General features: G+C 72.3%; 23 protein-coding genes and 1 tRNA gene. 10 read left to right on the forward strand and 14 right to left on the reverse strand.

Annotated features, from left to right (window positions below; translation table 11 throughout):
* Positions 1–144 precede the first annotated feature (144 nt).
* The 12 genes from AOM04_RS08535 to rplU all read right to left on the reverse strand — a co-directional run bounded on the left by AOM04_RS08535 (position 145) and on the right by rplU (position 8,901).
* Positions 145–217, reverse strand: a tRNA-Ala gene (locus AOM04_RS08535).
* 66 nt (positions 218–283) lie between these two features.
* On the reverse strand, positions 284–913 hold the full coding sequence (locus AOM04_RS08540; protein ID WP_062464333.1) for a histidine phosphatase family protein: 630 nt from the start codon (positions 911–913) through the stop codon (positions 284–286).
* A complete protein-coding gene (locus tag AOM04_RS08545) occupies positions 910–1,530 on the reverse strand; it encodes a histidine phosphatase family protein (protein ID WP_062464334.1) in 621 nt (206 codons plus the stop codon). The genes AOM04_RS08540 and AOM04_RS08545 overlap by 4 nt, the downstream gene beginning before the upstream one ends.
* On the reverse strand, positions 1,527–1,889 hold the full coding sequence (rsfS, locus tag AOM04_RS08550) for a ribosome silencing factor (RefSeq protein ID WP_062464468.1): 363 nt from the start codon (positions 1,887–1,889) through the stop codon (positions 1,527–1,529). The genes AOM04_RS08545 and rsfS overlap by 4 nt, the downstream gene beginning before the upstream one ends.
* Entirely contained in the window at positions 1,889–3,286 is a 1,398-nt protein-coding gene (locus tag AOM04_RS08555) for a hypothetical protein (RefSeq protein WP_156160667.1), read from the reverse strand. The genes rsfS and AOM04_RS08555 overlap by 1 nt, the downstream gene beginning before the upstream one ends.
* Positions 3,279–3,875 (reverse strand): nicotinate-nucleotide adenylyltransferase, encoded by a 597-nt coding sequence (gene nadD, locus AOM04_RS08560; protein ID WP_062464336.1) that lies wholly within the window; start codon positions 3,873–3,875, stop codon positions 3,279–3,281. The genes AOM04_RS08555 and nadD overlap by 8 nt, the downstream gene beginning before the upstream one ends.
* Before the next feature lies 1 nt (position 3,876).
* The gene (locus AOM04_RS14815) at positions 3,877–4,023 is read right to left on the reverse strand and encodes a hypothetical protein (RefSeq protein WP_156156223.1); all 147 of its coding nucleotides are present in this window, start codon (positions 4,021–4,023) and stop codon (positions 3,877–3,879) included.
* 61 nt (positions 4,024–4,084) lie between these two features.
* Complete coding sequence (locus AOM04_RS08565; protein ID WP_062464337.1) at positions 4,085–5,368, reverse strand: glutamate-5-semialdehyde dehydrogenase; 1,284 nt, start codon at positions 5,366–5,368, stop codon at positions 4,085–4,087.
* 138 nt (positions 5,369–5,506) lie between these two features.
* Complete coding sequence (gene proB, locus AOM04_RS08570; protein WP_062464338.1) at positions 5,507–6,622, reverse strand: glutamate 5-kinase; 1,116 nt, start codon at positions 6,620–6,622, stop codon at positions 5,507–5,509.
* 46 nt (positions 6,623–6,668) lie between these two features.
* Positions 6,669–8,195, reverse strand: a complete 1,527-nt coding sequence (gene obgE, locus AOM04_RS08575) for a GTPase ObgE (RefSeq protein ID WP_062464339.1) — start codon at positions 8,193–8,195, stop codon at positions 6,669–6,671.
* A 131-nt stretch (positions 8,196–8,326) separates the two neighbouring features.
* Positions 8,327–8,578 carry a 50S ribosomal protein L27 gene (gene rpmA / locus AOM04_RS08580; RefSeq protein ID WP_062464340.1) on the reverse strand — a complete coding sequence of 84 codons (252 nt, stop codon included), beginning with the start codon at positions 8,576–8,578 and terminating at the stop codon, positions 8,327–8,329.
* Positions 8,579–8,592: 14 nt separating this feature from the next.
* Complete coding sequence (gene rplU / locus AOM04_RS08585) at positions 8,593–8,901, reverse strand: 50S ribosomal protein L21 (protein WP_062464341.1); 309 nt, start codon at positions 8,899–8,901, stop codon at positions 8,593–8,595.
* A 439-nt stretch (positions 8,902–9,340) separates the two neighbouring features.
* Here rplU and AOM04_RS08590 point away from each other — a divergent pair, with 439 nt between their 5' ends.
* The 5 genes from AOM04_RS08590 to AOM04_RS08615 all read left to right on the forward strand — a co-directional run bounded on the left by AOM04_RS08590 (position 9,341) and on the right by AOM04_RS08615 (position 12,978).
* Positions 9,341–9,661 (forward strand): hypothetical protein, encoded by a 321-nt coding sequence (locus AOM04_RS08590; protein ID WP_156160668.1) that lies wholly within the window; start codon positions 9,341–9,343, stop codon positions 9,659–9,661.
* Positions 9,662–9,767: 106 nt separating this feature from the next.
* Complete coding sequence (locus tag AOM04_RS14560) at positions 9,768–10,202, forward strand: hypothetical protein (protein ID WP_062464343.1); 435 nt, start codon at positions 9,768–9,770, stop codon at positions 10,200–10,202.
* Between the two features lie 16 nt (positions 10,203–10,218).
* Positions 10,219–11,265 (forward strand): peptidoglycan-binding domain-containing protein, encoded by a 1,047-nt coding sequence (locus AOM04_RS08605; RefSeq protein WP_169816426.1) that lies wholly within the window; start codon positions 10,219–10,221, stop codon positions 11,263–11,265.
* Positions 11,262–11,933, forward strand: coding sequence for an ABC transporter ATP-binding protein (locus AOM04_RS08610; RefSeq protein ID WP_062464346.1), 672 nt, complete (start codon positions 11,262–11,264; stop codon positions 11,931–11,933). Before AOM04_RS08605 ends, AOM04_RS08610 begins: the two co-directional genes overlap by 4 nt.
* Positions 11,908–12,978, forward strand: coding sequence for an ABC transporter permease family protein (locus AOM04_RS08615; RefSeq protein WP_062464347.1), 1,071 nt, complete (start codon positions 11,908–11,910; stop codon positions 12,976–12,978). Before AOM04_RS08610 ends, AOM04_RS08615 begins: the two co-directional genes overlap by 26 nt.
* 61 nt (positions 12,979–13,039) lie before the next feature.
* Here AOM04_RS08615 and AOM04_RS08620 read toward each other — a convergent pair whose 3' ends face one another.
* Positions 13,040–15,703, reverse strand: a complete 2,664-nt coding sequence (locus AOM04_RS08620; protein ID WP_169816427.1) for an Rne/Rng family ribonuclease — start codon at positions 15,701–15,703, stop codon at positions 13,040–13,042.
* A gap of 251 nt (positions 15,704–15,954) precedes the next feature.
* Between AOM04_RS08620 and AOM04_RS08625 the strand changes: the two genes are divergently transcribed.
* Genes AOM04_RS08625 through AOM04_RS08645 form a run of 5 tightly spaced genes read left to right on the forward strand, consistent with a single transcriptional unit; the run spans position 15,955 to position 23,332 of the window.
* Entirely contained in the window at positions 15,955–17,430 is a 1,476-nt protein-coding gene (locus AOM04_RS08625; protein WP_062464349.1) for a cytochrome ubiquinol oxidase subunit I, read from the forward strand.
* A gap of 13 nt (positions 17,431–17,443) precedes the next feature.
* A complete protein-coding gene (gene cydB / locus AOM04_RS08630) occupies positions 17,444–18,484 on the forward strand; it encodes a cytochrome d ubiquinol oxidase subunit II (RefSeq protein ID WP_062464350.1) in 1,041 nt (346 codons plus the stop codon).
* The gene (locus tag AOM04_RS08635; protein ID WP_062464351.1) at positions 18,485–20,074 is read left to right on the forward strand and encodes an ABC transporter ATP-binding protein/permease; all 1,590 of its coding nucleotides are present in this window, start codon (positions 18,485–18,487) and stop codon (positions 20,072–20,074) included. It abuts the gene before it with no gap.
* On the forward strand, positions 20,071–21,714 hold the full coding sequence (gene cydC / locus AOM04_RS08640; RefSeq protein ID WP_062464352.1) for a thiol reductant ABC exporter subunit CydC: 1,644 nt from the start codon (positions 20,071–20,073) through the stop codon (positions 21,712–21,714). The genes AOM04_RS08635 and cydC overlap by 4 nt, the downstream gene beginning before the upstream one ends.
* 25 nt (positions 21,715–21,739) lie before the next feature.
* Positions 21,740–23,332 carry a GAF domain-containing sensor histidine kinase gene (locus tag AOM04_RS08645; protein ID WP_062464353.1) on the forward strand — a complete coding sequence of 531 codons (1,593 nt, stop codon included), beginning with the start codon at positions 21,740–21,742 and terminating at the stop codon, positions 23,330–23,332.
* A 173-nt stretch (positions 23,333–23,505) separates the two neighbouring features.
* Here the strand turns inward: AOM04_RS08645 and AOM04_RS08650 are convergent, their stop codons facing one another.
* Positions 23,506–24,123: a response regulator gene (locus AOM04_RS08650; RefSeq protein ID WP_062464354.1), complete on the reverse strand. Its 618-nt coding sequence runs from the start codon at positions 24,121–24,123 to the stop codon at positions 23,506–23,508.
* Between the last annotated feature and the right edge of the window lie 11 nt (positions 24,124–24,134).

The following is a 24,134-nucleotide window of genomic DNA, read 5'->3' on the forward strand; positions in this document are numbered from 1 at the left end:
CCGCCATCCCTACGCGATTGTTATAGATGAACTATAACTCTTGCGGGCGCACCGGCGCGCCACCGCATCGCCCTCCGCACCCGGGAAACACGAAAGGCCGCCCCGAAGGGCGGCCTTTCGATCAAGTGCTGTCTCAACACTTCGTGGAGCTGAGGGGACTCGAACCCCTGACCCCCTGCATGCCATGCAGGTGCGCTACCAGCTGCGCCACAGCCCCGTCATCCTTGCGGATTCCGTGCTCCTGAGAGCAAGAAAGACTTTAGCCTAGATTCTTGATGAAGTGTTAATCGGCGAACTCCGAGCCGTCTACCAGGGACGTTGCGGCCGAGTGGCCGTACCGCGCCATGGTCCAGCGGCCGTGGACGCCCTCGAGGGCGTTCCAGTGGGCGTGCGGGAGCTTGCCGAGCACCGTCGAGTGGACGTCCAGCCCGAGCAGCGCCAGGGAGCCGAGCGTGATCGCCGAGCCGTGGCTCACGGCGAACACGAGGCGCGCCCCGTCGCACGCCTCGACGAGGCCCTCGGCGACGCGCGCGGCGACGTCGGCAGCCTTGCCCCAGCCCTCGATCGCGGGGTCGAGGCCGCGGTGGCGGCGGTCGTGGTCCTCGGGCCAGCGCTCACGCACCTCGGCCCAGGTGAGGCCCTCCCACTCGCCGTAGGAGCGCTGCGTGAGGCGCGCGTCCGGCCGCGCGGGCACGCCGGTGGCGGCGGAGATCGCGGCGGCCGTGTCCGCGGCGCGCAGCAGCGGCGAGGTGACGATGCGGTCCGGCGTCCCGTACGCGGCGTGCAGCGCGCGGGCGGCCTCGCGGGCCTGCGCACGCCCCTCCTCCCCCAGCGGCACGTCGAGCGAGCCCTGGAGGCGCCCCTCGGCGTTGTAGCCGGTGCGGCCGTGGCGGACGAGCACGAGGACGGTCACAGCATCCTCCCCGGGGCCGGGGCGCCGACGTTGTGGGCCTCGAGGGACCAGCCTCCGCCCGCCGCGGGCACGAGGCGGGACCACGCCGCGTTCTGCAGGTGGCCGAGCGTGCGCCCCTCGAACGGCAGGCCCAGCATCGCGAGCAGCAGCATCCGCCCCGACGAGCCGTGCGCGACGAGCACGAGGTCGCCCGGCACGCGCGCGACCCACTCCTCGGCGGCGGCGGTCATGCGGGCGGCGACCTCGGCGTGGGTCTCGTAGTCGTCCAGATCCGGCTCGTAGCCGGCGCGCCAGGCGGCGTCCTCGTCCGGGTAGCGCTCGGCGCGCTCGTGGCCCAGGAGGCCCTCCCACGGCCCGTAGCGGCGCTCCGACAGGCGCGCGTCGCGGTGCAGCGCGACCGGGCGGTCGCCGACGATGATGCGCGCGGTCTCGGCCGCGCGGCCGAGGTGCGACGAGACGACCACCGCATCGTCCGCGAGCACCGGCCACAGGGACGATGCGGCGGCGTGCGCCTGGGCGCGCCCCGTCGCGTTGAGCGGGATGTCGGTCGACCCCTGCAGGCGACCGTGGAGGTTCCAGTCCGTCTGTCCGTGGCGGACGAGGAAGATCCGGGTCACTCCCCGAGCCCGAGGTCGATGACCGGGCAGTCCTTCCAGAGGCGCTCGAGCTCGTAGTAGCCGCGCTCCTCGTCGTGCATCACGTGGACGATGACGTCGTTGAAGTCGAGCAGCGCCCAGCGGCCCTCGCGGATGCCCTCGCGGCGCACCGCCTTGGCGCCCAGCCCATGGAGCTCCTCCTCGATCGCCTCGGCGACCGCGACGACGAGCCGCTCGTTGGACGCGGACGCGATCACGAACGCGTCCGCCAGCGGCAGGTGCGCGGACACGTCGAGCGCGACGATGTCCTCGGCCTTCTTGGCGTCGGCCGCACGCGCGGCCGCCCTCACCAGCGCGAGGGCCCGCTCCGAGGCCGCCATCACGCGTTCCCCGTGAGGTGCCACACGAGCACGCCGAGCAGGAACGCCACCGCGCCGATGACGGCGAGGTGGGCCCACGCGAAGTGGTGCGCGCCCTCCTCGAGGCCCTCGGGCTGCGGACGGCGCGGGTACTCTGAGCCGAGCGGCACCGTCGCGTCGGTCGCGCTCGGGCCGTCGCCGACCTCGCCGGCGGGCGCGGTGCCCGCCGAGGAGGTGGTGGACGCGTAGCCGTGCATGATCTTGGTGAAGTCGGGGATCGGGATGTCCTCCGACGGCGCGTAGTCCGCGACCTCGCGCGGCTGCGCCTGCGCGAGCGGGTGCGACTCCCATACGGAGGGGGCGGACGCGGCGGCCGGGCCGACCGCGCGCAGGCCCGCGGGCACGAGCGGGGCGCCGCCGCCGGGGGTGGCGACGGGCTCGTCGTCCGGCGCGACGGCCGGCAGCGGCGCCGAGGCGTCGACGGGCTCCTCGGCGGCGACCGCAGGGCGCACGTCGGCACCCGTCTCGACGGCCACCTCGGGCAGGTAGTCCTCGATCGCGGGCATCGGCAGGTCGGGTGCCGCGGGAGCGCTCTCGGCGGCGGCGTGCGCGTAGACCTCGGCGGGGTCGAGCACCTCGGTGGGCTCCTCGACCTCGACGACCTCCGCCTGCGGGGCCTCGGCCTCGACCGGGGTCGAGGCGGCGACGCGGGCCTGCTGGGCGCGGGTGATGCCGGCCATGGCCTCGGCGGTCAGGCGGCGGATCTCCGCTGCCGGGTCCTCCGCGGCGTCCTGCGCCGGGGCCTCGGGCTCCGCGACGGGGGTGCCGGCGGCGGGAGTGGTGCCGCCCTGCGCCGCACGCTCCTCGAGGCGGCGCGCCTGAAGCGAGCCCGGCGGGAACAGGTGGCGGTACTCCTCGGGGATCGTGTCGATCGCGCCCGTGGGGGTGGGCTCCTCGAGCGGCTCGGGCTCGGCGACGGCCTCAGGCTCAGGCTCCGGCTCCGGCTCCGGCTCCGGCTCCGGCTCAGGCTCGGGCTCGGGCTCGGGCTCGGCAACATTCTCGGGCTCCGCCGGAACCTCGACGTCCACCTCGGCCGGCGCATCGTCCACCGCGACGGGCGCCGGCTCCGCGTTGCCCGCGTGGCGCGCGACCAGCTCCTGCTGCGCGAGGAGGTCCGGCGTCATCTTCGGAAGCTGACCGGTGGCGATCAGCTCCTCCTCGATGGTCCACGTCTCGACGCCGTGCTCCCCGCGCTCGAGCGCGCGGCGCTCCTTGCGCGTGAGCGGCGTGCCGTCGGGATGCGTCGCGGGACCCGGCACGGTGGTCGGGATCGGCATGGTCGGCTGCTCCGGGGCGGCGCTCCTGGCCTCGGCCTCGCGACGCTCCTTGCGCGACAAAGGCCTGCCCTGGTCAGTCATCAAGTCCTCCGTAGTAGAGCCCGTTCTCGGCGATGTAGTCGGCCACGGATCGGGGTACAAGGTAGCGGATCGGCAACCCGGCCCTCACCCGGCGACGCACGTCGGTCGACGATATCGCCAGGGCGGGGGCCTCCACCAGGATATGTGGCCATCCCGACTCCTCCAACGCATGACCCGGCCGTGTCACTCCCACGAAGGTGGCGAGCTCCGCGAGCCTGTCGGCGTCCTTCCACTCGTCGAGCCGTGCCAGCGCATCGGCCCCGGTGATGAAGAACAGCTCGGCGTCGGGGCGCTGCTCGCGCAGGTCCGTCAGCGTGTCGACCGTGTAGGTCACCCCCCCGCGCTCGATGTCGACGGGCGACACGGCGAACCGGTCGTCCTCCGCGGCGGCGAGCTCGCACATCGCCAGCCGATGCGCCGGCGCGGCCGCGTCGATGCCCTGCTTGAACGGCTGCGAGTACGCGGGCGTCAGGAGGACCTGGTCGAGCCCCAGGCGCGCGCACACCTCCGAGGCCGCCGCGAGGTGGCCGTGGTGGAGGGGATCGAAGGTGCCGCCGAGCACCCCGACGCGCGCGAGGGGCGCGTCCACGTCAGTGGCGCGTGCCGACGCTCCGGAACGCGAACGTCACGAACAGCAGCGCCATCAGGCCGGTGAACGCCAGCAGGCCGATCGCGGGCGCGGGGATGGGGAGCTCGTTGACGACGTGCGACGTGGTCTCGACGGCCTCGGTGATCATGGGGGACTCCTCCTGTTGTCTCCCGAGATTATGGCACCGCCGGGGACGATGCGGGGACGGCTCAGCCGCGGATGTGGCCCTCGCCGTACGCGACCCATGTCGTGGTGGTGAGCTCTCCCAGGCCCATCGGGCCGCGCGCGTGGAGCTTCTGCGTCGAGATGCCGATCTCCGCACCGAGCCCGAACTCGCCGCCATCGGTGAAGCGCGTCGACGCGTTGACCATCACGGCCGCGGAGTCGACGTGCGCGACGAAGCGCTGGGCGGCGTCGATGTCGTTGGTGACGATCGCCTCGGTGTGGCCGGTCGAGTAGCGCGCGATGTGCTGGAGCGCCTCGTCCATCGAGTCGACCACCTTGACCGCGAGGTCGAGCGACAGGTACTCCGTCGCCCAGTCCTCCTCGGTCGCCGGCACCGTGGGGACGTTCGACGGCGCGAGGTCCGCGGCCGCATCGTCCGTGTGCAGGGTGACGCCCGCGCGGTGGAGCTCCTCGAGGATCACCGGCAGGTTGTCGGCGGCGTCCTTGTGCACCAGCAGCGTCTCGGCGGCGTTGCACACTCCCACGCGGTGGGTCTTCGAGTTGAGCACGATCGCGACGGAGCGGTCGAGCGGCGCCGACGCGTCGAGGTAGACGTGGCAGTTGCCCTCGCCGGTCTCGATGGCGGGGACCGTGGACTCGCGCACGACCGTCTGGATGAGGTCGCGGCCGCCGCGCGGCACGAGCACGTCGACCAGGCCGCGCGCGTTCATCAGGACCTTGGCGCCCTCGCGGCCGTAGGCGTCGATCGACTGCACGGCGTCGCGCGGCAGGCCCACGGACTCGAGCGCGTCCTGCAGGACCGCGACGATGACCTCGTTGGAGCTGGCCGCCGCGCTGCCGCCACGCAGCACCGCGGCGTTGCCGGACTTGAGCGACAGGCCGGCGGCGTCGACCGTGACGTTGGGGCGGGCCTCGTAGATCATGCCGACCACGCCCATGGGAACGGCCTTCTGGATGAGGCGGATGCCGTTGGGCAGCGTCGAGCCGCGGCGCACCTCCCCCACCGGGTCGGGCAGCGTGGCCACGTAGCGCAGCGCCTCCGCGATCGCGGAGATCCGGTCGGCGTCGAGCGCGAGGCGGTCCAGCAGGCCCGGGCTCATGTCGTTCGCGCGACCTCGCTCGAGGTCGATCGCGTTCGCCTCGACGATGCGCGGCGCCTGGGCGACGAGCGCGTCGGCCATGGCGTGCAGGGCGTCGTTCTTGACCGTCGTGGTCGCGGTCGCGAGCGCGCGCGACGCGAGCTTGGCGCGGCGGCAGGCCTCGAGGACGGCGGACTCGACGTCGGTGGGGGTCGCGGTGTCGGTCATGACATCCGAGTCTAGGAGCGGCGAGGGTGCCTGCCCAGGCCCACCTGGCACCCTCCGATTGCCAATGACAGATGTGACCGCTGTGACGGGCGCCTCCGGCGCCTCGTCACATGCGTCACATCTGTCATTGCGAATCGTCTACAGCACCACGAGGTGGTCGATGTGGATGAGCTCGCGCGCGTAGGCCTCGCCGAGGAGCTCGCCAAGGGCGTCCGTGGAGAGCCCCTTCATGCGGTCGGCCTCCTCGGAGGAGAAGCCAGCGAAGCCGCGCGCCACGAGCGTGCCGTCGCCGGACAGGAGGTCGACGGGCTCCCCCGCCTCGAAGTCGCCGTGGATCGCGACCACGCCCGCGGCGAGCAACGACGCATGCCGGCCGCGCAGCGCGCGCACCGCGCCGTCGTCGAGCACGATCCCGCCGCGGGTCTTCGCCGCGTCGGCGAGCCACTGCAGGCGCGTGCGCTCCGCCTTGCCCGTCGGATGGAACAGCGTGCCGACGTCCTCGCCCGCGACGGCGCGTCCCGCATCGGCCGCCGCCGCCAGCACCACCGTGACGCCGGAGGAGGTCGCGAGGGAGGCCGCCTCGATCTTGGTGATCATGCCGCCCGTGCCGACGGCGGAGCCGCGGCGCGAGATGTCGATGCCGTGGAGGTCGTCGGGGCCGTGGACCTCGGCGATGCGGCGCGCGCCCGGGCTGTCGGGGGCCGCGGTGTAGAGCGCGTCGACGTCGGTGAGCAGCACGAGCGCGTCCGCGCGCACCGCGGTCGCGACGAGAGCGGCGAGGCGGTCGTTGTCGCCGAAGCGGATCTCGTCCGTGGCGACCGTGTCGTTCTCGTTGATGATCGGCACCACGCCGAGGCTCAGGAGCGACTCGAGCGCGCGCCGCGCGTTGCCGTAGTGGGCGCGGCGGACCATGTCGTCCGCGGTGAGCAGCACCTGGCCCACGGTGAGGCCGTGGCGCGCGAACGCGACGGTGTACGCGTGGATGAGCTTGCCCTGGCCGACCGACGCGGCGGCCTGCTGGAGCTCGAGGTTGGTGGGCCGCGCGCCGAGGCCGAGGGGGCCGATGCCGGCGGCGATCGAGCCCGACGTCACGAGCAGCACCTCGCGGCCGGCCGTGCGGGCCGCGCCCAGCGCGTCGACGAGCGTGCCGAGGCGGGTCTCGTCGAGCTGGCCGTCCGGGCCCGTGAGGGACGACGACCCGACCTTGACGACGATCCGCCGTGCCTGCGTCACTCCCGCGCGCGCCTCGCTCACCGGTGCTCCCTCCGACGGGCCGTGGCGGCCCGGACCTGGGAGAAGGCTACTCGTCGTCCTTGCTCGGATCGGTCCAGTGGCCGGCGTCGCGCTCGGTCCACAGCTCCTTGCGGGCCTCCGCGCGGGCGTCCATCGTCTCCTTGTGGGCCTGACGCTTCTCCGCGCGGGTGGCGCGGTCGTGACGCTCGTGCTGCTCGATGCGCAGGTCGGAGCCGCGCTGGCCGAGCAGCTCGGCGCCCGCCATCATGGTGGGCTCCCAGTCGAACATGATGCCGCCCAGGCGCGGGCCGATGACGACCTCGCAGCCGGGGGTCGCGCCGGCCTTGAACAGCGCGGTCTCGACGCCCGCCTTCGCGAGACGGTCCGCCAGGTAGCCGACGGCCTCGTCGTTGGCGAAGTTGGTCTGCTTGACCCAGCGCTCGACCTTGGCGCCGCGCACCTGGTAGTAGTCCTCGGCGCCGTCGCGCACGTGGGTGACGGTGAAGCCGGACTCGTCGACGGCCTTGGGCCGGATGACGATGGGCGCCTTCTCGAGCACCGGGATCTTCGCGCGCTCCTCCTCGACCATCGCGGCGAGCGCGAAGCCGAGCTCCTTGAGTCCCTCGTGGCTCACGGCGCTCACCTCGAAGATCGGCATCCCGCGCTCCTCGAGCTCGGGACGCACGATCGCGGCGAGGTCCTTGCCGTCGGGGATGTCGACCTTGTTGAGGATGATGATCTGGGGGCGGTCGGCGAGCGGCACGCCGCTGATCGCCTCGTCGCCCGAGTACGCGCGCAGCTCCTTCGCGATGATGTCGAGGTCGCGCAGCGGGTCGCGGTCGCTCTCGAGCGTCGCGGTGTCGAGCACGTGCGCGATCACCGAGCAGCGCTCGATGTGACGCAGGAAGTCGTGGCCGAGGCCGCGGCCCTCCGACGCACCCTCGATGAGGCCGGGCACGTCCGCGATCGTGTAGCGGGTCGAGCCGGACTGCACCACGCCGAGGTTCGGCACGAGCGTGGTGAACGGGTAGTCGGCGATCTTGGGGCGCACGCGGCTCATGGCCGCGATGAGCGACGACTTGCCGGCGCTCGGGAAGCCCACGAGCGCGACGTCGGCGATCGACTTGAGCTCGAGGACGGCCGAGGCCTCCTCGCCCGGCTCGCCCAGCAGCGCGAAGCCGGGGGCCTTGCGCTTCATGGTGGCGAGGGCCGCGTTGCCCAGGCCGCCGCGGCCGCCGGCCGCGAGGACGTACTCCGCGCCCTCGCCCACGAGGTCGGCGAGGACCTCGCCCTCGCGCGTCTTCACGATCGTGCCGTTGGGCACGCCCAGGCGCAGATCCGCGGCGTTGGCGCCGTGACGCATGTCGCCGGCGCCCTGCTTGCCGTTCTCCGCGGTGCGGTGGGGCGCGTGGTGGTAGTCGAGCAGCGTGGTCACCTGCGGGTCCACCACGAGCACGACCGAGCCGCCGCGGCCGCCGTTGCCGCCGTCGGGGCCGCCGAGCGGCTTGAACTTCTCGCGGTGGACGGAGGCGACGCCGTGGCCGCCGTTGCCCGCCGTGACGTGCAGCGTCACGCGGTCGACGAACGATGCCATGGGTGCCTCCTGGTGCACGCGGCGGGGCGACGATGCGCGCGGGGGTGTCCCCCGCATCGTCCCCAGCCTAGAAACAAGTCAGGGGCGCTGCCTCGCGGCGCGCCCCTGACCGAAGTGTGGGTGTCGAGTGCTTACGCCTCGACGATGTCGATGACCTTGCGGCCACGACGCTGACCGAACTGGACCGAACCGGCGGCCAGCGCGAACAGCGTGTCGTCCTTGCCGCGGCCGACGTTGTTGCCCGGGTGGAAGTGCGTGCCACGCTGGCGGACGATGATCTCGCCTGCGTTGACAACCTCGCCACCGAAGCGCTTCACGCCGAGGTACTGGGGGTTCGAGTCGCGACCGTTGCGCGAGGAGCTCGCGCCCTTCTTGTGTGCCATGAGTGTCTCCTCGCTTACTTGATGCCGGTGACCTTGAGGCGCGTCAGGTCCTGTCGGTGACCGATGCGCTTGCGGTAGCCAGTCTTGTTCTTGTACTTGAGGATGGTGATCTTCGGGCCGCGCTCGTCGCGCACGACCTCGGCGGTCACCTTGACCTTGGCCAGCGCCTTCGCGTCGGAGGTGATCTTGTCACCGTCGACGAGCAGCACCGGAGCGAGCTCGACGGTCGAACCGGCGTCTGCCTTCAGACGGTCGACCACGACGACGTCGCCCACGGAGACCTTCTCCTGGCGGCCACCGGCCTTCACAATCGCGTACACCATGTCTATTCCTCGTGAAACTCGTTGGTACGACCCCGAATGAGGTCGGATTTCCTGCCGCAGCCGCTCCCGATGAGGGCGCAGGCAGGGCCTCAGCGCTCGACGCGCCGACGTACAAATGTACCCGCTGCACACCTCGCCGGTCAAACCGGGCGTGTCACCCGCGGACGCCGTCGGGACGGCCCGTCCGACACTGCCAACGGATCTCTCCGCGACACGCCGTCGCCGGCGTGTCCGGGCTTCACTCTACCGCCCCCGCCGCTCTTGCCGAGCGGGGACCGGTGCGCGCGAGTCACGGCGACTCACCCCGGTCCGCCGCAAGTGAACCCGGGGTAACGCTCAGATGAATGTCACCCAGAGGCACTTGCTGCATTACCAGGGAAATCGGAAACTCGAGCCACTGGCGGCAATCCGCCAGCACGCGGATCAAAGGGAGTCTGCCATGAGGAAGGTCGTCGAGGTCATCGCGCCCCTTGCCGTCGGCGCAGCGCTGGTGCTGGGCGTCGCGGCACCAGCGAGCGCCTACGCGGGCGCAGAGCAAGGCACCAAGTACTGCACTGAGGACAGCCCTGTGGCCACGAAGATCCGTGCCGACGGCACGCACTCCCACACCCAGCGCAACTACACGTCCGTCTTCTCGGACTACGGCTACGTTCACTACAGCTACAAGGGCTGGGGCTTCGCGTCCGCGTCGTACTACCTCACCGGCGGGATCGGCTACTTCTCGTACACGGACTCCAGTGCCTACTGCGCTGCTGACTGATCCGGGGCCCGGCGCCCACCTGATCGCCCGCAGCCGTGAGCGTTCCATGCTCGCGGCTGCGGCTGTGGTCGTCGCCCTCGCGCTCACAGGGTGCACGCACGCCCCAGTGCCGGTGACGGACTCCGGCACCCTGTCACCCGCTGCCGGCGCGGTCCACCAGGTCGCGGACCGCTACGACGCGATCTACTCCTGCATGGTGGACCGCGGCCTGCCGATCACCATTGAGAATGGCGGCTACTCCTACGACAACACGGTGCTCGACCAAGGCACCATCGACGCGACCTTCGACACGTGCGAGAGCGAACTCATGTCCTCCGGCGAGATCGGCGCCGATCCTCTCGACGACCCGGCGTATCTCAGCGCGGTCTTCGACGATCTCCTGGTTCAGGCCGAGTGTCTGGTTTCACACGGCTACCCCGTAGATGAACCGCCGTCGCGCGAGGCATGGATCGACTCGAAGGGAGCGGTGTGGAGCCCGTTCGACGCCGTCGCCGACGGCACCGTCGAGACGCTCGCCGAGGCGGAGTCCGCATGCCTGTAGAGCGAAGGACCGTCAGGTGAGACGCCGCATCGCGGCGGCCACGGTGTGGCTCGCGTCGGTCGCGATGGTCTCCGTTCTCACGTGGTCCGCGACCGAGCGCGCGCTCGCCTCCGAACCTGCGGGCCACGCGGACGACGCTTCGGTGACCGCGGTGGTGGCCGAGGGAACGGTGAGCCGCGAGATCCCCGCGACGGCGACGTTGACCTGGCCGGTTATGGCGGAGGTCCAGGCGGGCGCGGACGGTGTGGTCACGCGTCGAGTCGACGCTATCGCGGCAGACCAGGGGTCGACGCTCGCTTGGGTAGACGAGCGCCCCATCGTCGTCGCACTCGGCGACGTGCCGATGTACCGTCAGCTGTCGGTGGGCACGCACGGTCGCGACGTCGAGCAGCTGCAGCGCCTGCTCGTCGAGATCGGCGCGCTCGCCGCCGACGGGGGGATCGACGGAGTGTTCGGCGCGTCGACCGCGACCGCAGTGGAACGCTGGGAACGCGCGCTGGGTGGTGCCGCACCCGCGGATGGCGTCGTCGACCTGGGGCAGGTCGTGTTCGTTCCACAGCTGCCGGCCTCGTTCGCGCCGACGGCGGATCTCTCGGTCGGAGTACGCCTCGCAGCCGGCGAGCCGATCGGGGCCATCCGCGCCTCGACACCCGTGCTGACCATCCTGACCGAAGGCGACGTCGCACCGACGTTCCGGGTCGGCATGACGGTCAGCGCGGCGACGCCCGCGGGAGATGTCGCGGGCTCCCTCGGTCAGCCCGAGAAGACCGACGAGGGGCAGACGCGCATCCCGGTCGAGCTCGCGGACCACTGTGCGGCGCAGTGCGCCGACATCGCCGATGGAGCCCAGCTCGCTGTTGTGATCCAGGTGGTCTCGCCCGTCACGGGCGCGTGCGTACCGGTCGGCGCGATCCGCCAGGATGCCGTCGGCGAGACGTTCGTCATCACCGCGACCGGGGCGAGGCAGCGGGTGACGGTCCTGGCAGCGGACCGCGGCGTCGCCGTGGTCGAGGGCGTCGCGATCGGCACCACCGTGGTGCTAGCCGAGGTCGGCGCGTCATGATCGCCCTGCGCGACGTCACCTTCCAGTACCGCTCGGACTCCACCCCCGTACTCGATGGGGTCGACCTCACGCTCGCGCCCGGTGCGCTCACCGCGCTGCGGGGTCCCTCCGGATGCGGCAAGTCGACGCTCATGTACCTCTGCGGACTCATGCTGACGCCGCAAGATGGGGAGGTCCTGCTGAACGGACGTACTGTCTCACACCTGCCGGACCGGCATCGCAGCCGACTGCGCGCCGCGTCCATCGGCTTCGTCTTCCAGGATGCGATGCTCGACACCACGAGGTCGGTGATCGACAACGTGACCGAGGGCGCGGCCTTCACCGGCCGCGCCCCACGCGACATCGCGGCACGTGCCCACGCCCTGCTCGCCGAGTTCGAGCTGAGCGACCACGCGCGTGCAAAGGCGAGCTCACTGTCAGGCGGGCAGTCGCAACGCGTGGCGCTTTGCCGTGCGCTCGTCAAGGCGCCGACCGTGATCCTCGCCGACGAGCCGAGCGGAAACCTTGACCGCGCGAACGGCGACCGCGTCGTGGACCGGCTCCGGGACGAGGCGCATCGTCACGGCACCAGCGTGCTCGTGGTGACCCACGACGACCGGCTCGCGGCAAGGTGTGACGCGTCCATCGAGTTCGAGGTACTCAGTGCGCACCGCTCGGCTGCTCCGTGAAGCGTGGCGCGCGGCCGTGGCCGCGCGCGTGATGTCGGCCCTGGTGCTCCTGGTCGTGGCCGCGGCGCTCGTGTCGGCGGCGCTCACCTCGGGCCGCGCCGAGGTCGCGGCCGCCCGCGTTGCCGACGAGCTCGACTCCCCAGAGTTCCGGGTGACGGTCGTCTCCACCGAGTCCGCCGTCACCATCTCGCGTCTGGCGCTCGAGACCTACGCAGCGCGTTCCGACGTGGATGTCGTCGTCGCCGTCGGCGACGCGGTGGACATGAGACCGACCGTGCTGGGTGGCGGAGGCGCTCCTGTCCCCGTGCGCGAGGTGGCCCTGGCGGGAGCAGAACCGACGCTGATCGCCTTCCCCGGAGGCGGTTTGCCGGGGCTCTACATGCCGTCCTCGGGTCGGGATGTCGCAATCCGCGAGTACGCGCGGCGAGACGGCGTCGGCATTCCGGTGGCCGGCACGTATCGAGCGGATGCGACCGCCTTCACATCGCTGGCCGGGTCGGGCCTCGTGCTGGACGACGACGAGCCGATCGAGGCGCGCGCGGTCTACGTCCTGGCACCCTCTCCGGCTCTGGCGGCCCGCCACGCGCTCGATGCCCCGGCGCTCTTCGGCGAGGCTGCGACCCAGGTCTCGACCACCGCCGGTTCCCTTGAGTCGCATGAAGCGATCCGCGTCGAGGTCGATCGGTTCTCGCGCTACCTGGTGCTCGCGCTCGCAGGCGGCGGCGCGGCGCTGATCGGCATCATCGTGGTGGTGTGGACGCTTCTCCGACAGCGCGACCTCGGGCGTCGCCGTGCGCTCGGCGCAACGCGAACGACAATCGTCGCCATCGCCACCGCCCAGGTCGGCCTGCTCGCGGTCGGTGGCACCATGGTCGCGATGGTCACGCTCGGGATCGGCGCGGCGGCCGACGCGGTGAGCGCTCCGTCGGTGACCTACCAGCTCGCGATCGGCTGGCTCCTCATAGTCGCCGCATCCGCCGCGACGGCGGTTCCCTCATGGGTGTTGAGCCTGCGAGATCCGGTACGCGTCCTGCGCCAACCTTGACGGACACGCGTCGAGGCGCGCCCCTCGCGGGACGCGCCTCGTTCATGATGCGTGGACGGGCCTACTCGCCGTCGGCCTGCTCGCCCGGCTCGGGGAGGATGATCGGCACGTCGATGACCTTCTCGGCGTCGCCGGCGTCGGTGACGACCTCGTCATGGTCGTCGTGGTGGTGCGCCTTCTCGGCCGCGGCAGCGATCGACGCGAGCGTCGCCTTGACCGCGGCGCGCGCCTCCTCGCGGTCGTCGAGCGCGTGGGTCTCGCCGTGTGCGTGCGTGTCGGGCTCGACCGGCGCGGGCTGCTCCTCGGGCTGCTGCTTCTTCTGCTGCTGGCCCTGCTGACCACCCTGCTGCTTCTGCTGCGGGGACTGCTGGTTCTGCTGGCCGCCGCGCGAGCCGCGCGAGCGGCGCGTCTCGGGCTGCTTCTCGCTCGCCTCGGCCACGGGCTCGCCGTGGACCAGGAAGCCGCGGCCCTTGCAGTGCTCGCAGGTCTCCGAGAACGCCTCGACCAGGCCCTGGCCCACGCGCTTGCGGGTCATCTGCACGAGGCCGAGCGAGGTGACCTCGGCGACCTGGTGCTTGGTGCGGTCGCGGCCCAGGCACTCGATGAGGCGGCGCAGCACGCGGTCGCGGTTGGCCTCGAGCAACATGTCGACGAAGTCGATCACGATGATGCCGCCGATGTCGCGCAGGCGCAGTTGGCGGACGATCTCCTCGGCCGCCTCGAGGTTGTTGAGCGTCATCGTCTCCTCGAGCGTGCCGCCCTTGCCGACGAACTTGCCCGTGTTGACGTCGATGACCGTCATGGCCTCGGTGCGGTCGATGACGAGCGAGCCGCCCGAGGGCAGCCAGACCTTGCGGTCCATGCCCTTGGCGAGCTGCTCGTCGATGCGCGACTCCGCGAACACGTCGCGGTCGCCCACGAACTTGTGCAGGCGCGGCATGAGGTCGGGGGCCACCTGGCCGACGTACATGGACAGCGAGTTCCATGTGTCGTCGCCCTGGATGGTGAGCGAGTCGAAGTCCTCGTTGAAGATGTCGCGGACCACGCGGATGGCCATGTCGGGCTCGCCGCGCAGCAGCTTCGGCGCCTTGGTGCCGGGCTTGGACTCGTCGAGGATGGTCTGCCACTGACGCTTGAGGCGCTCGACGTCGGCGCGCAGCTCCTCCTCCGAGGCGCCCTCCGCCGCGGTGCGCACGATGACGCCCGCGTCCGACGGGATGACCTCGCGCAGCAGCTTCTTGAGGCGGTTGCGCTCGGTGTCGGGCAGCTTGCGGCTGATGCCGGTGACACCGCCGCCGGGGACGTAGACCAGGAAGCGGCCCGCGAGCGAGATCTGCGAGGTGACGCGGGCGCCCTTGTGGCCGATCGGGTCCTTGGTGACCTGCACCATGACGGTGTCGCCGGGCTTGAGCGCGAGCTCGATGCGCTTGGCCTTGCCCTCGAGGCCGGCGGCGTCCCAGTTGACCTCGCCGGCGTACAGCACGGCATTGCGGCCGCGGCCGATGTCGACGAACGCGGCCTCCATGCCGGGCAGTACGTTCTGGATGCGGCCGAGGTAGACGTTGCCCGCCATCGACTGCTGCGCCTGGTGGGAGACGTAGTGCTCGACCAGGACGTCGTCCTCGAGCACGGCGATCTGGACGCGGGAGTCCTTCTCGCGCACCACCATCGAGCGCTTGACGGACTCGCGGCGGGCGAGGAACTCGGCCTCGGAGATCACGGGGCGGCGGCGCTGGCCGTCGCGGGACTCGCGGCGACGCTGGCGCTTGGCCTGGAGGCGCGTCGAGCCCTGGAGCTGGTCGTCGTGGGACGATGCGCCGGACGACGAGGTCGACGACGACCCGGAGGAGGTCCGGGAGCCGCGGCTGCGGCGGCGGCGACGGCGCGTGCCGCCCTCGCCATCGGTGTCGTCGCCGGGCTCGTCGCCCTCGGACGAGGCCTCGGTGTCGGTCTCGTCGGCGGGCTCGTCGTCCCCGGGCGCCTCGGCGCCCTCCTCGGCGTCGGAGCCGCCCTCGTTCGGGCGCTTCTTGCCGCGGCCGCGGCCGCCACGCCGGCGGCGGCGGCGCGGGCCGCCCTCGCCGTCACCGTCGCCGGAGTCGCCGTCCGACGCCTCGTCCGTCTGCTCCTCGTCGGCCTCGGGCTCGGCGGGTGCCTCCTCGGCCTTGGCCTTGGAGGGCGCGCGGCGGCGCGCCGGACGCTCGGACGCCGGCTCGGCCGCGGCCTCGGTGGGCTCGGCCGCCTCGGTCGCCTGCTCGGCGTCGGTCGCCTTCGGCTTCTTCTTGCCGCCCGAGCGCTTGCGCTTGGGGGCCTCGTCCGGGGTGCGCTCCTCGGCCGGCGCGGGGGCGCTGGGGGCCGAGAACGGCGACGCGGACGGCGGGGTCGCCGACACCGGCGGCGGGGTGGCCGCCGCGGGAGGGCCGGCCGGTGCCGAGGCGCGACGCGAGCGGGTGGGCTCGGGCGCCTGGAAGATCGGGGCGGCGACGGGGCTGTCGGGGGTGGTGTTTTCCTCGCTCAACGCGGGTACCTCGAATCGGGACCGCCCACACGCGGTCCCGACCTCATCGTCGTTCGTGGCTCGCAAGCGGCCACGGAAGTCTGCTGGTCGCGGCGGACAGCGGCGATCTCGAGCGCCCATCCCCGATTTCTCCGCAGATGGCCTGTAGGCCTGCGTGATCCGGCGGGACTGGCAGCTACGTCCTCGCTGCGTCTGTCGCGCGGTGGGCATCCGGTGTGGCTGGATGCCTGACCTGCAGGCCATTGTGTCACAGGAGGCTCATGACACGGGTATCCGGCCGCGTGTCACGCGCCGTGTCCCGATCGAGACACGATCCGCCGACGGCCATCCGCCCTGCCACCAGGCCCCTTCGCGGCGTCCTCGCTGGTGCGATCGGGCCTCCAGGGACCTTTGTCCCGGTGCGCCGAGCCGGCGCCGGCACTAGGTTTCCCGGTAGGAACACCCAAGGAGGTCCCCGTCCCATGGATGCGCTCGAGCTTGCCCGTTGGCAGTTCGGTATCACCACCGTCTACCACTTCGTCCTCGTCCCCCTCACGATCGGCCTGTCGATCCTCGTCGCGATCATGCAGACCGCCTGGGTCCGCACGGGCAACGAGAGGTGGCTGCGTCTCACCAAGTTCTACGGGAAGCTGCTGCTGATCAACTTCGCGCTGGGCGTCGCCACCGGCATCGTCCAGGAGTTCCAGTTCGGGATGAGCTGGTCCGAGTACTCCCGGTTCGTCGGCGACATCTTCGGCGCGCCGCTCGCGATGGAGGCGCTGCTCGCGTTCTTCCTCGAGTCGACGTTCCTGGGCCTGTGGATCTTCGGCTGGGACCGCCTGCCGAAGAAGGTGCACCTGCTCACCGTGTGGTGCTTCTCGATCGGCTCGCTGCTGTCGGCCTACTTCATCATCGCGGCGAACTCGTGGATGCAGCACCCCGTCGGCGCGGAGTACAACCCCGAGACCGGCCGCGCCGAGATGAACGACATCGGCGCCGTGCTGACGAACAACACCACGCTGGTGGCCTTCCCGCACGTCATCGCGACCGCCTTCCTGGTCGCCGGGACCTTCGTGTCGGGCATCGCCGTCTACTGGATGGTCCGCAAGCACCGCGAGGACGCCGACCACCCGGATGTGTCGATGTACCGCACCGCGGCGCGCTTCGGCGCGGTCGTCATGATCCTCGCGGGCGTCGGCGTCCTCATCACCGGCGACCTGCAGGCGAAGCTGATGTTCAAGCAGCAGCCCATCAAGATGGCCGCGGCCGAGGGCATCATCGACACCGAGCAGCCCGCACCGTTCTCGTTGCTCGCGATCGGCAACCTCGCGGGCGACGACCCTGCCTCCGTCCGCCACCTCATCGAGATCCCCGGCCTCACGTCCTACCTCGCGACCGGCGACTGGAACGCCGAGGTCACCGGCCTCGACCAGCTCCAGGAGCAGTACGCGGAGCGCTACGGCGCGACCACGCCCGACGGCGAGACCATCGAGTACCGCCCCAACCTCGCGGTCACGTACTGGTCCTTCCGCCTCATGATCGGCCTCGCGGCGTTCTCCGCCGCGCTCGCGCTGAGCATCCTGTGGTTCACGCGCAAGAAGCGCACCGCGCTGCCCGGCTGGATGAGGACGCTCGCGCTGGTGTCCCTGCCGATGCCGTACCTCGCGGCGAGCTTCGGCTGGATCTTCACGGAGATGGGGCGCCAGCCGTTCGTGGTGGCCCCGAACCCCACGGGCTCCGACGAGATCTTCCTCATGACGCAGTTCGGCGTCTCGTCCTCGGTCAGCGCGGGCGAGATCCTCACGTCGATGATCACGTTCACCGTCGTCTACGCGGTGCTGGCCGTGTTCTGGTTCCGGCTCATCCAGCGCTACTCGGTCGAGGGCGCCCCCGAGGTCGAGGAGCCCGTGGTCCGCAAGGACGACGACCAGTCCACGCCGCTGTCGTTCGCGTACTAAGGAGTCCCCGCTCATGGAACTGTCCGACTTCTGGTTCATCCTCATCGCGGTCCTGTGGACCGGCTACCTGGTCCTCGAGGGCTTCGACTTCGGCGTCGGCATGCTCATGCCGATCATCGGCCGCTCGAACAAGGGCCGCCGCGTGGTCCTCAACACCATCGGCCCCGTGTGGGACGGCAACGAGGTGTGGCTGCTCACCGCGGGCGGCGCGACGTTCGCCGCGTTCCCCGAGTGGTACGCCACCATGTTCTCCGGGTTCTACCTGCCGCTCCTGCTCATCCTCGTCGCGCTCATCGTGCGTGCCGTCGCGATCGAGTACCGGGGCAAGATCAACGACCAGGCCTGGCGCTCGCGCTGGGACTACGTGATCATCGGCTCGGCCTGGGTGCCCTCGATCCTGTGGGGCGTGGCGTTCGCCAACCTCGTGCGCGGCGTCAAGCTGGACGCCGACCACCAGTACGTGGGCAACTTCTTCGACCTGCTCAGCCCGTTCGCCCTGCTCGGCGGCCTGGTCACGCTCGCGATCTTCCTCTCCCACGGCGCGATCTTCCTGTCGCTCAAGACCGACGGCGAGATCCGCGAGCGCGCCGAGGCGTTCGCCCGCAAGGCGTCGCTCGCGACCATCGTCGTCGCCGGCGCGTGGGCCGTCTGGGCCCAGCTGGCCTACTCGCGCAACACGTGGACGTGGGCGGCCGTCGCGCTCGCCGCGGTCGCGCTCGTCGGCGCGTGGTTCTCGACCCTCAAGGGCCGCTTCGGGTGGGCGTTCATCGCGAGCGCGGTCGCGATCGTGGGCGCCGTGCTGCTGATCTTCGGCTCGATGTACCCCAACGTCATGCCCGCCATCAACGACCCGGCGAACTCCCTCACCGTCGACAACGCGTCGTCCACGGACTACACGCTCACGGTGATGACGTGGGTCGCGGTGATCATGACCCCGGTGGTGCTCGCCTACCAGGCGTGGACCTACTGGGTGTTCCGCAAGCGGCTGTCGATGGAGCACATCCCGGAGCACAGCGAGCTCACGTTCTTCCCCAAGCGGAAGACCACCGTCTAGATGAAGCCCCTGGATCCGCGGCTCATCCGTCGGATCGGCCCGGCCCGCCGTCACATCCTCGTGACGGCGGGTCTGGGCTTTCTGACGTCCCTGCTCATCCTCGCCCAGGCGCTGCTGCTCGCCCGCATGCTCGCGCCCATCCTGTCCCCCGCCCCGCTGGACGCGGACGGTCTCGGCTGGTGGGGGCGCATCGTCCCCGAGGGGGCCCGCTCGCTCGCGACCGGGCTCGCGCTGCTCGCGTGCGTCGTCGCCGCGCGCACGGCCGTGCAGTGGCTGCAGGAGCGCCTCGCGCACCGCGCGGGCGTCCGGGTGGTCTCGCAGCTGCGCGAGATGGTCGTCTCCCATGTCGTCGCGCGCGGCCCGCGCTGGGGCGCCTCACGCACCGCCGACGTCGCGACACTCGTCACGCGCGGGCTCGACGACCTCCTGCCGTACTTCGTGCGCTACCTGCCGCAGCTCGCCCTGGCGGCGACCGTCACGCCCGTGATGATCGTCGTGGTGCTCGGCCTCGACTGGCTGTCCGCGGTCATCGTGGTCGCGACGCTGCCGCTCGTGCCCGCCTTCATGATCCTCGTGGGTCTCGTGACGCAGGAGCGGTCGGAGCGCCACCTCGAGGCCATACAGCGCCTCGGGACGCGCACGCTCGACCTGATCGAGGGCCTGCCGACGCTCAAGGCGCTGGGCCGCGAGCGCGGTCCCGCCGCACGCGTGCGCGAGCTCGGCGACGCCCAGCGTCGCGCCACGATGGGCTCGCTGCGCGTCGCCTTCCTGTCGGGCATGGTGCTCGAGCTGCTCACCACGCTCGCCGTCGCGATCGTCGCGGTGACCATGGGCTTCCGCCTCATCGACGGCGGCATCGGCATCGAGACGGCCCTCGCGGTGCTCATCCTCGCCCCCGAGGCCTACCTGCCGATCCGCAACGTCGGCACCCACTTCCACGCCTCTGCCGACGGGCTCGCCGCGGCCGACGCCGCGTTCACGCTGCTCGACGGGGCCGACGGCGCGCGGGAGCGCACGTCCCTCGGGCCCGCGCCCGCGCTGCGCGGCGCCACGCTGACGGTCGCCGGGCTGGCCGTCGCCACGCCGGACGGCACGCGCCTCGCCCCCGGCCCGCTCACGTTCGCCGCCGCCCCCGGCACGGTGACCGCCCTGCGCGGCCCCAACGGCGAGGGCAAGTCGACGGCCCTGCTCGCCCTGACCGGTCTGCTGCCCCTCGACGCGGGAACGGTCGCGGTGGCCGGCGCCGCCGTGCTGAGGGACGATGCGGCGGTCGACGAGCCGTCCTGGCTCGCCCAGGTCGCGTGGGTGCCGCAGCGCCCCGACCTCGGCCCCTCGGCTCGCACGCTCTCCCTCGGGCAGCGCCAGCGCCGCGCCCTCGCGCGCGCCTTCGAGTCGGGGCGGCCGCTCGTGCTGCTCGACGAGCCCACGTCCCACCTCGACCGCGCGTCGCGCGCGGACGTGATCGCCCGGATGCGAGCCCTCGCGGACGCCGGGGCGACGGTGATCGTGGCGACCCACGAGGCCGAGGTCCTCGCCGCCGCCGACGCGGTGGTCGAGGTCACCGCGACCCGCACGGAGGTGGCCGCGTGAGCGCGCGACCCGAGTCCGACCCCACCGTCCTGCGCGCCGCGATCCGCGACACCGGCGTGACGCGCTGGGCGATCGCCCGCGCGATCCTCGCGGGCACCATGGCCCTGGGCTCCGCTGTGGGCCTCGCGGCCGTGTCAGCCTGGCTCATCGCGAAGGCCGCCCAGATGCCCTCGCCCGCGGACGTCGCGCTCGCCGCCACCGTGGTCCGGTTCTTCGGCATCTCGCGCGGCGTGTTCCGCTACGTCGAGCGGCTCGCGTCCCACGACGCCGCGCTTCGCGGCGTCGTCACCCTGCGCGAGCGGGCCTACGACCGCCTCGCGCGCTCGGGCGCCCGCACCGTGCTCGGCCTGCGCCGCGGAGACATCGTCGCCCGCATGGGCGCCGACCTCGACGCGATCGGCGACGCCGTGGTCCGCGCCGTCATCCCGGTCGGCGTCGCGGTCACGGTGTCCGCGATCGCCGTCGCGATCGCGGGCGCGCTCATCCCCCTCGCGGGGCTCGCGCTCGGCGTCGCGCTGATCCTCGCGGGCGTGGTCCCCGCCGTCCTGACGGCCCGCTCCGCGCGCATCGCGGCGGTGGCGGGCACCCGTGCCCGCGCCGAGGTCACCGCGGCCGCGCTGTCCGCCATGGACGGCGCCGCCGAGCACCGCGTGTGGGGCACCCTCGACGAGGCGGATGCCGCGCTCGCCGGCGCCGACCGCGACGCCGAGCACGCGCACGAGCTCGCCGCGCGGCCCGCCGCGTGGGCCGCCGGCGCGCAGGCGCTGTTCCAGGGGCTCGCCGTCATCGCGCTCGTCGCGCTCGGCGTGCTCGCGGTGCGGTCCGGCGACCTCGACGGGCCCTCGGCCGCGGTGGTGGCCCTCCTGCCGCTCGCGGCGTTCGAGGCCATGGGCGCTGTCCCCGCCGCGGTCCAGCAGTACTTCCGCTCCGCGGCCGCCGCGCGCCGCCTCGCCGAGCTCACGGCCGAGGACGCGCCCGAGCCGGCGGCGCCCGCCCGCATGACCGGCGCATCGTCCCTGGTGCTGGACGGCTTGAGCGTCGCGTGGCCCGGCGCGGAGCCCACCCGGCCGGTGACCGCGACGGTCGATGCCGGGGCGGTGCTCGCGGTGGTGGGCCGCTCGGGCGTGGGCAAGACGACGCTGCTCACGACGCTCGCGGGCGCGCTGCCGCCCGCCGCCGGCACGGCCACGCTCGGCGGCACGGAGGTCTCCCCCGCGCTCACCGGCACGACGATCGCGATGACGGCCGAGGACGCGCACGTGTTCGGCACCACCGTGCTCGAGAACCTGCGCGTCGCGCGCGGCGACGTGACCGAGGATGAGGCGTGGGTCGCGCTCGCGCTCGTCGGGCTCGACGCGTGGGTGCGGGGCCTGCCCGCCGGCATCCACACCGAGCTCGGCCCGGGCGGGCGCACCGTCTCGGGCGGCGAGCGGCGCCGGCTGCTGCTGGCGCGCACGAGCCTGGTGCCGGCGCCGGTGCTCCTCATCGACGAGCCGGCCGAGCACCTCGACGACTCCGGCGCCTCGGCGCTGCGCGCGATGGTGTCACGGATGACGGCGGAGGGCCGTACCGTTGTCCTCGTCACGCACGATCTCAGCCTTCTCGACCTGGCGGATGCGGTGGTGAGCCTCGATGACTGAACCTGCCCCCCGGAAGGAGTCGCGCTTGTCCGACGCGATGACGGACGCGATCGTGTCGCTCAACCTCGAGCTCGACCTCGCCCACACGCTGGACATGCTCCTCACGGCGCTGATGGACCAGACGGACGCCAAGTACGCGGCGATCAACGTCCTCGACGAGGACGGCATCAGCGTCGACTTCCACTACAAGGGCATGCCGTCGGGCGTGTGGGAGCACATCCGGCGGGCGCCGAACGCGGTGGGCGTGCTGGGCAACATCCCCGACGAGGGCACGCTCGTGCTCGCGGACCTCACGCAGCACCCCGCGTTCCAGGGGATGCCCAGGCACCACCCGCCTATGGGCTCGTTCCTCGGCACCGCGCTCAAGGTCCGCGGCAGCGTGTTCGGCTACCTGTACCTCGCGAGCAAGCCCGGCGAGTTCACCCCCGAGGACGAGGCCGCGGTCGAGGCGCTCGCCGCGGCGGCGTCCGTCGCGATCGACAACGCGCAGCTGTACGAGAAGGCGCTCGCGCGCGAGCGCTGGCTCAACGCGTCGCAGGACATCACCACCGCGCTGCTCGCGGACCCGGGCGACGAGGAGGTCTTCGAGACCATCGTGCGCTCGGCCAAGGACCTCGCCGGCGCCGTCAACGTGGCGCTCGTGCTGCCCGGGATGGACGGCACGTGGACCATGGAGATCACCGCGGGGCCGCAGGCCACCGCGCTCCTGGGGCTCGAGCTGCCCACCGAGGGCCGCGCGTTCGAGGTCATCGAGTCCGGGCTCGGCGTGATCTCCGCCGAGCCGCCGGGCAACACCGTCCTCGAGGTGGTCCGCGGCTTCGGCCCCACCCTCTACGCGCCCCTGAGCGCCGAGCACCGTCCCGTGGGGCTGCTCATGCTGTGGCGCGACCGCGGCATGCCGACCTTCACCGCGGAGGACTTGGAGATCGCGCAGCGCTTCGCGACGCAGGCCGCGATGGCGCTGTCGGTCGCGGAGCTCTCGCACGTCAAGGGCAAGACGCAGCTCCTCGAGGAGCGCCAGCGCCTCGCCGACGACCTGCACGACTTCGTGTCGCAGGAGCTGTTCGCGACCGCGATGCAGATCGAGGCGATCTCGCACGACGTCGAGCCGCGCATCGCGGCGCGCCTGTCGCGCACGCTCGACCACGTCAAGCGGGCCCAGCACGAGGTGCGCGGCGTCATGAGCTCGCTGTCCGGGCACCGCACGTCGGAGCCCATCTCGGAGCGCATCCGCCGCGAGATCGTCATGGCGACGGACTCGATGGGCTTCGCGCCGCGCGTCCAGGTGGACTGGGGGCAGGTGTCGCACGCCGTGGGCGGCGACCCGTCGCTGTCGGACGACCTCGTCGCCGTGGTCCGCGAGATGCTCTCCAACGTCGCGCGGCACTCGCAGGCGACCTCGGTGTACATGGCGGTGTCGGGCGCGGACGGCCGCCTCGTCGTCGAGGTGGTCGACGACGGCATCGGCCCCGGCGGGGCGACCAACCGGCACTCGGGCACGTCGAACCTGGCCAACCGCGCGCTGCGTCGCAACGGCACCTTCACGCTCGCGCCGTCGCGCCCGGGCGCGGAGCGTCCCGGCACCGTCGCCGAGTGGAACGTCGAGGGCGCCGGCTGACGTTCGCGCGCGTGGCGCTGGCGCTGCCCTGATCACACACGAAGCCGCGCGAGAGCGCTCTCCACTGCAACTCGCGCGCCAAACCCCGAGGTGAGCGCCCGCAGGTGCAGAAGCCGTGTGGACCAGGGTCGACAGGCCAAGCCCGCCGGCCGGCGGCCGCCGGCCCCGCGCCGCTAGCCGCGGAAGGAGTGCGCGCGCTTGGCGGTCGCCCACGCGACCACCTGGGTGCGGCGCTGGAGGCCCATCTTGGCCAGCACGCTCGTCACGTGGTTCTTCACGGTCTTCTCGGCGATCCCGAGCTTGTCCGCGATCTCGCGGTTCGCGAGGCCCGCGCCGACGAGGTCGAGCACGCGGCGCTCCATCGGCGTGAGCCGGGCGACCACGTCGTCCTCGTGGACGGAGATGTGCTGGCCGTGCTCGCGACCCGAGGCGGCGTCGCGGACGGCCTTGAGGACCTCGTGCGAGTCGGCGGTCTTGGCGAGGAACACGTCGGCGCCGGCGTTGCGCGCGGCCGCGCGGGCCTCGTCGTCGTCGTAGCTCGTGAGCACCACCACGCGGGTCTCCGGCAGCTTGGCGCGGACGTGGTTGATCACGTCGAGGCCGGTGCCGTCGGGCAGGCGCAGGTCGGACAGGATCACCTGCGGCCGCACCGCCTCGGCGCGGCGCACCGCCTGCGCGACGGTCGACGCCTCGGCGACGACGGCGATGCCGTCGGCGCGCTCGAGGATGTCGCAGATGCCACGGCGCACGACCTCGTGGTCGTCGAGGACCAGCACGGTGATGTCAGACATAGGACGAATGG

Origin of the sequence: Demequina soli (assembly GCF_000971195.1) — a bacterium.
GTDB lineage: Bacteria > Actinomycetota > Actinomycetes > Actinomycetales > Demequinaceae > Demequina > Demequina soli.

Bases quoted from the DNA above. Each gene is read 5' to 3' on its own strand.
- rpmA (WP_062464340.1), bottom strand. From the start codon at position 8,578: ATGGCACACAAGAAGGGCGCGAGCTCCTCGCGCAACGGTCGCGACTCG.
- AOM04_RS08590 (WP_156160668.1), top strand. From the start codon at position 9,341: ATGAGGAAGGTCGTCGAGGTCATCGCGCCCCTTGCCGTCGGCGCAGCG.
- AOM04_RS08610 (WP_062464346.1), top strand. From the start codon at position 11,262: ATGATCGCCCTGCGCGACGTCACCTTCCAGTACCGCTCGGACTCCACC.
- obgE (WP_062464339.1), bottom strand. From the start codon at position 8,195: ATGGCATCGTTCGTCGACCGCGTGACGCTGCACGTCACGGCGGGCAAC.
- rplU (WP_062464341.1), bottom strand. From the start codon at position 8,901: ATGGTGTACGCGATTGTGAAGGCCGGTGGCCGCCAGGAGAAGGTCTCC.
- cydB (WP_062464350.1), top strand. From the start codon at position 17,444: ATGGAACTGTCCGACTTCTGGTTCATCCTCATCGCGGTCCTGTGGACC.
- AOM04_RS08555 (WP_156160667.1), bottom strand. From the start codon at position 3,286: ATGACTGACCAGGGCAGGCCTTTGTCGCGCAAGGAGCGTCGCGAGGCC.
- AOM04_RS14815 (WP_156156223.1), bottom strand. From the start codon at position 4,023: ATGATCACCGAGGCCGTCGAGACCACGTCGCACGTCGTCAACGAGCTC.
- AOM04_RS08625 (WP_062464349.1), top strand. From the start codon at position 15,955: ATGGATGCGCTCGAGCTTGCCCGTTGGCAGTTCGGTATCACCACCGTC.
- AOM04_RS08635 (WP_062464351.1), top strand. From the start codon at position 18,485: ATGAAGCCCCTGGATCCGCGGCTCATCCGTCGGATCGGCCCGGCCCGC.
- AOM04_RS08565 (WP_062464337.1), bottom strand. From the start codon at position 5,368: ATGACCGACACCGCGACCCCCACCGACGTCGAGTCCGCCGTCCTCGAG.
- AOM04_RS08650 (WP_062464354.1), bottom strand. From the start codon at position 24,123: ATGTCTGACATCACCGTGCTGGTCCTCGACGACCACGAGGTCGTGCGC.
- rsfS (WP_062464468.1), bottom strand. From the start codon at position 1,889: ATGGCGGCCTCGGAGCGGGCCCTCGCGCTGGTGAGGGCGGCCGCGCGT.
- AOM04_RS08620 (WP_169816427.1), bottom strand. From the start codon at position 15,703: ATGCCCACCGCGCGACAGACGCAGCGAGGACGTAGCTGCCAGTCCCGC.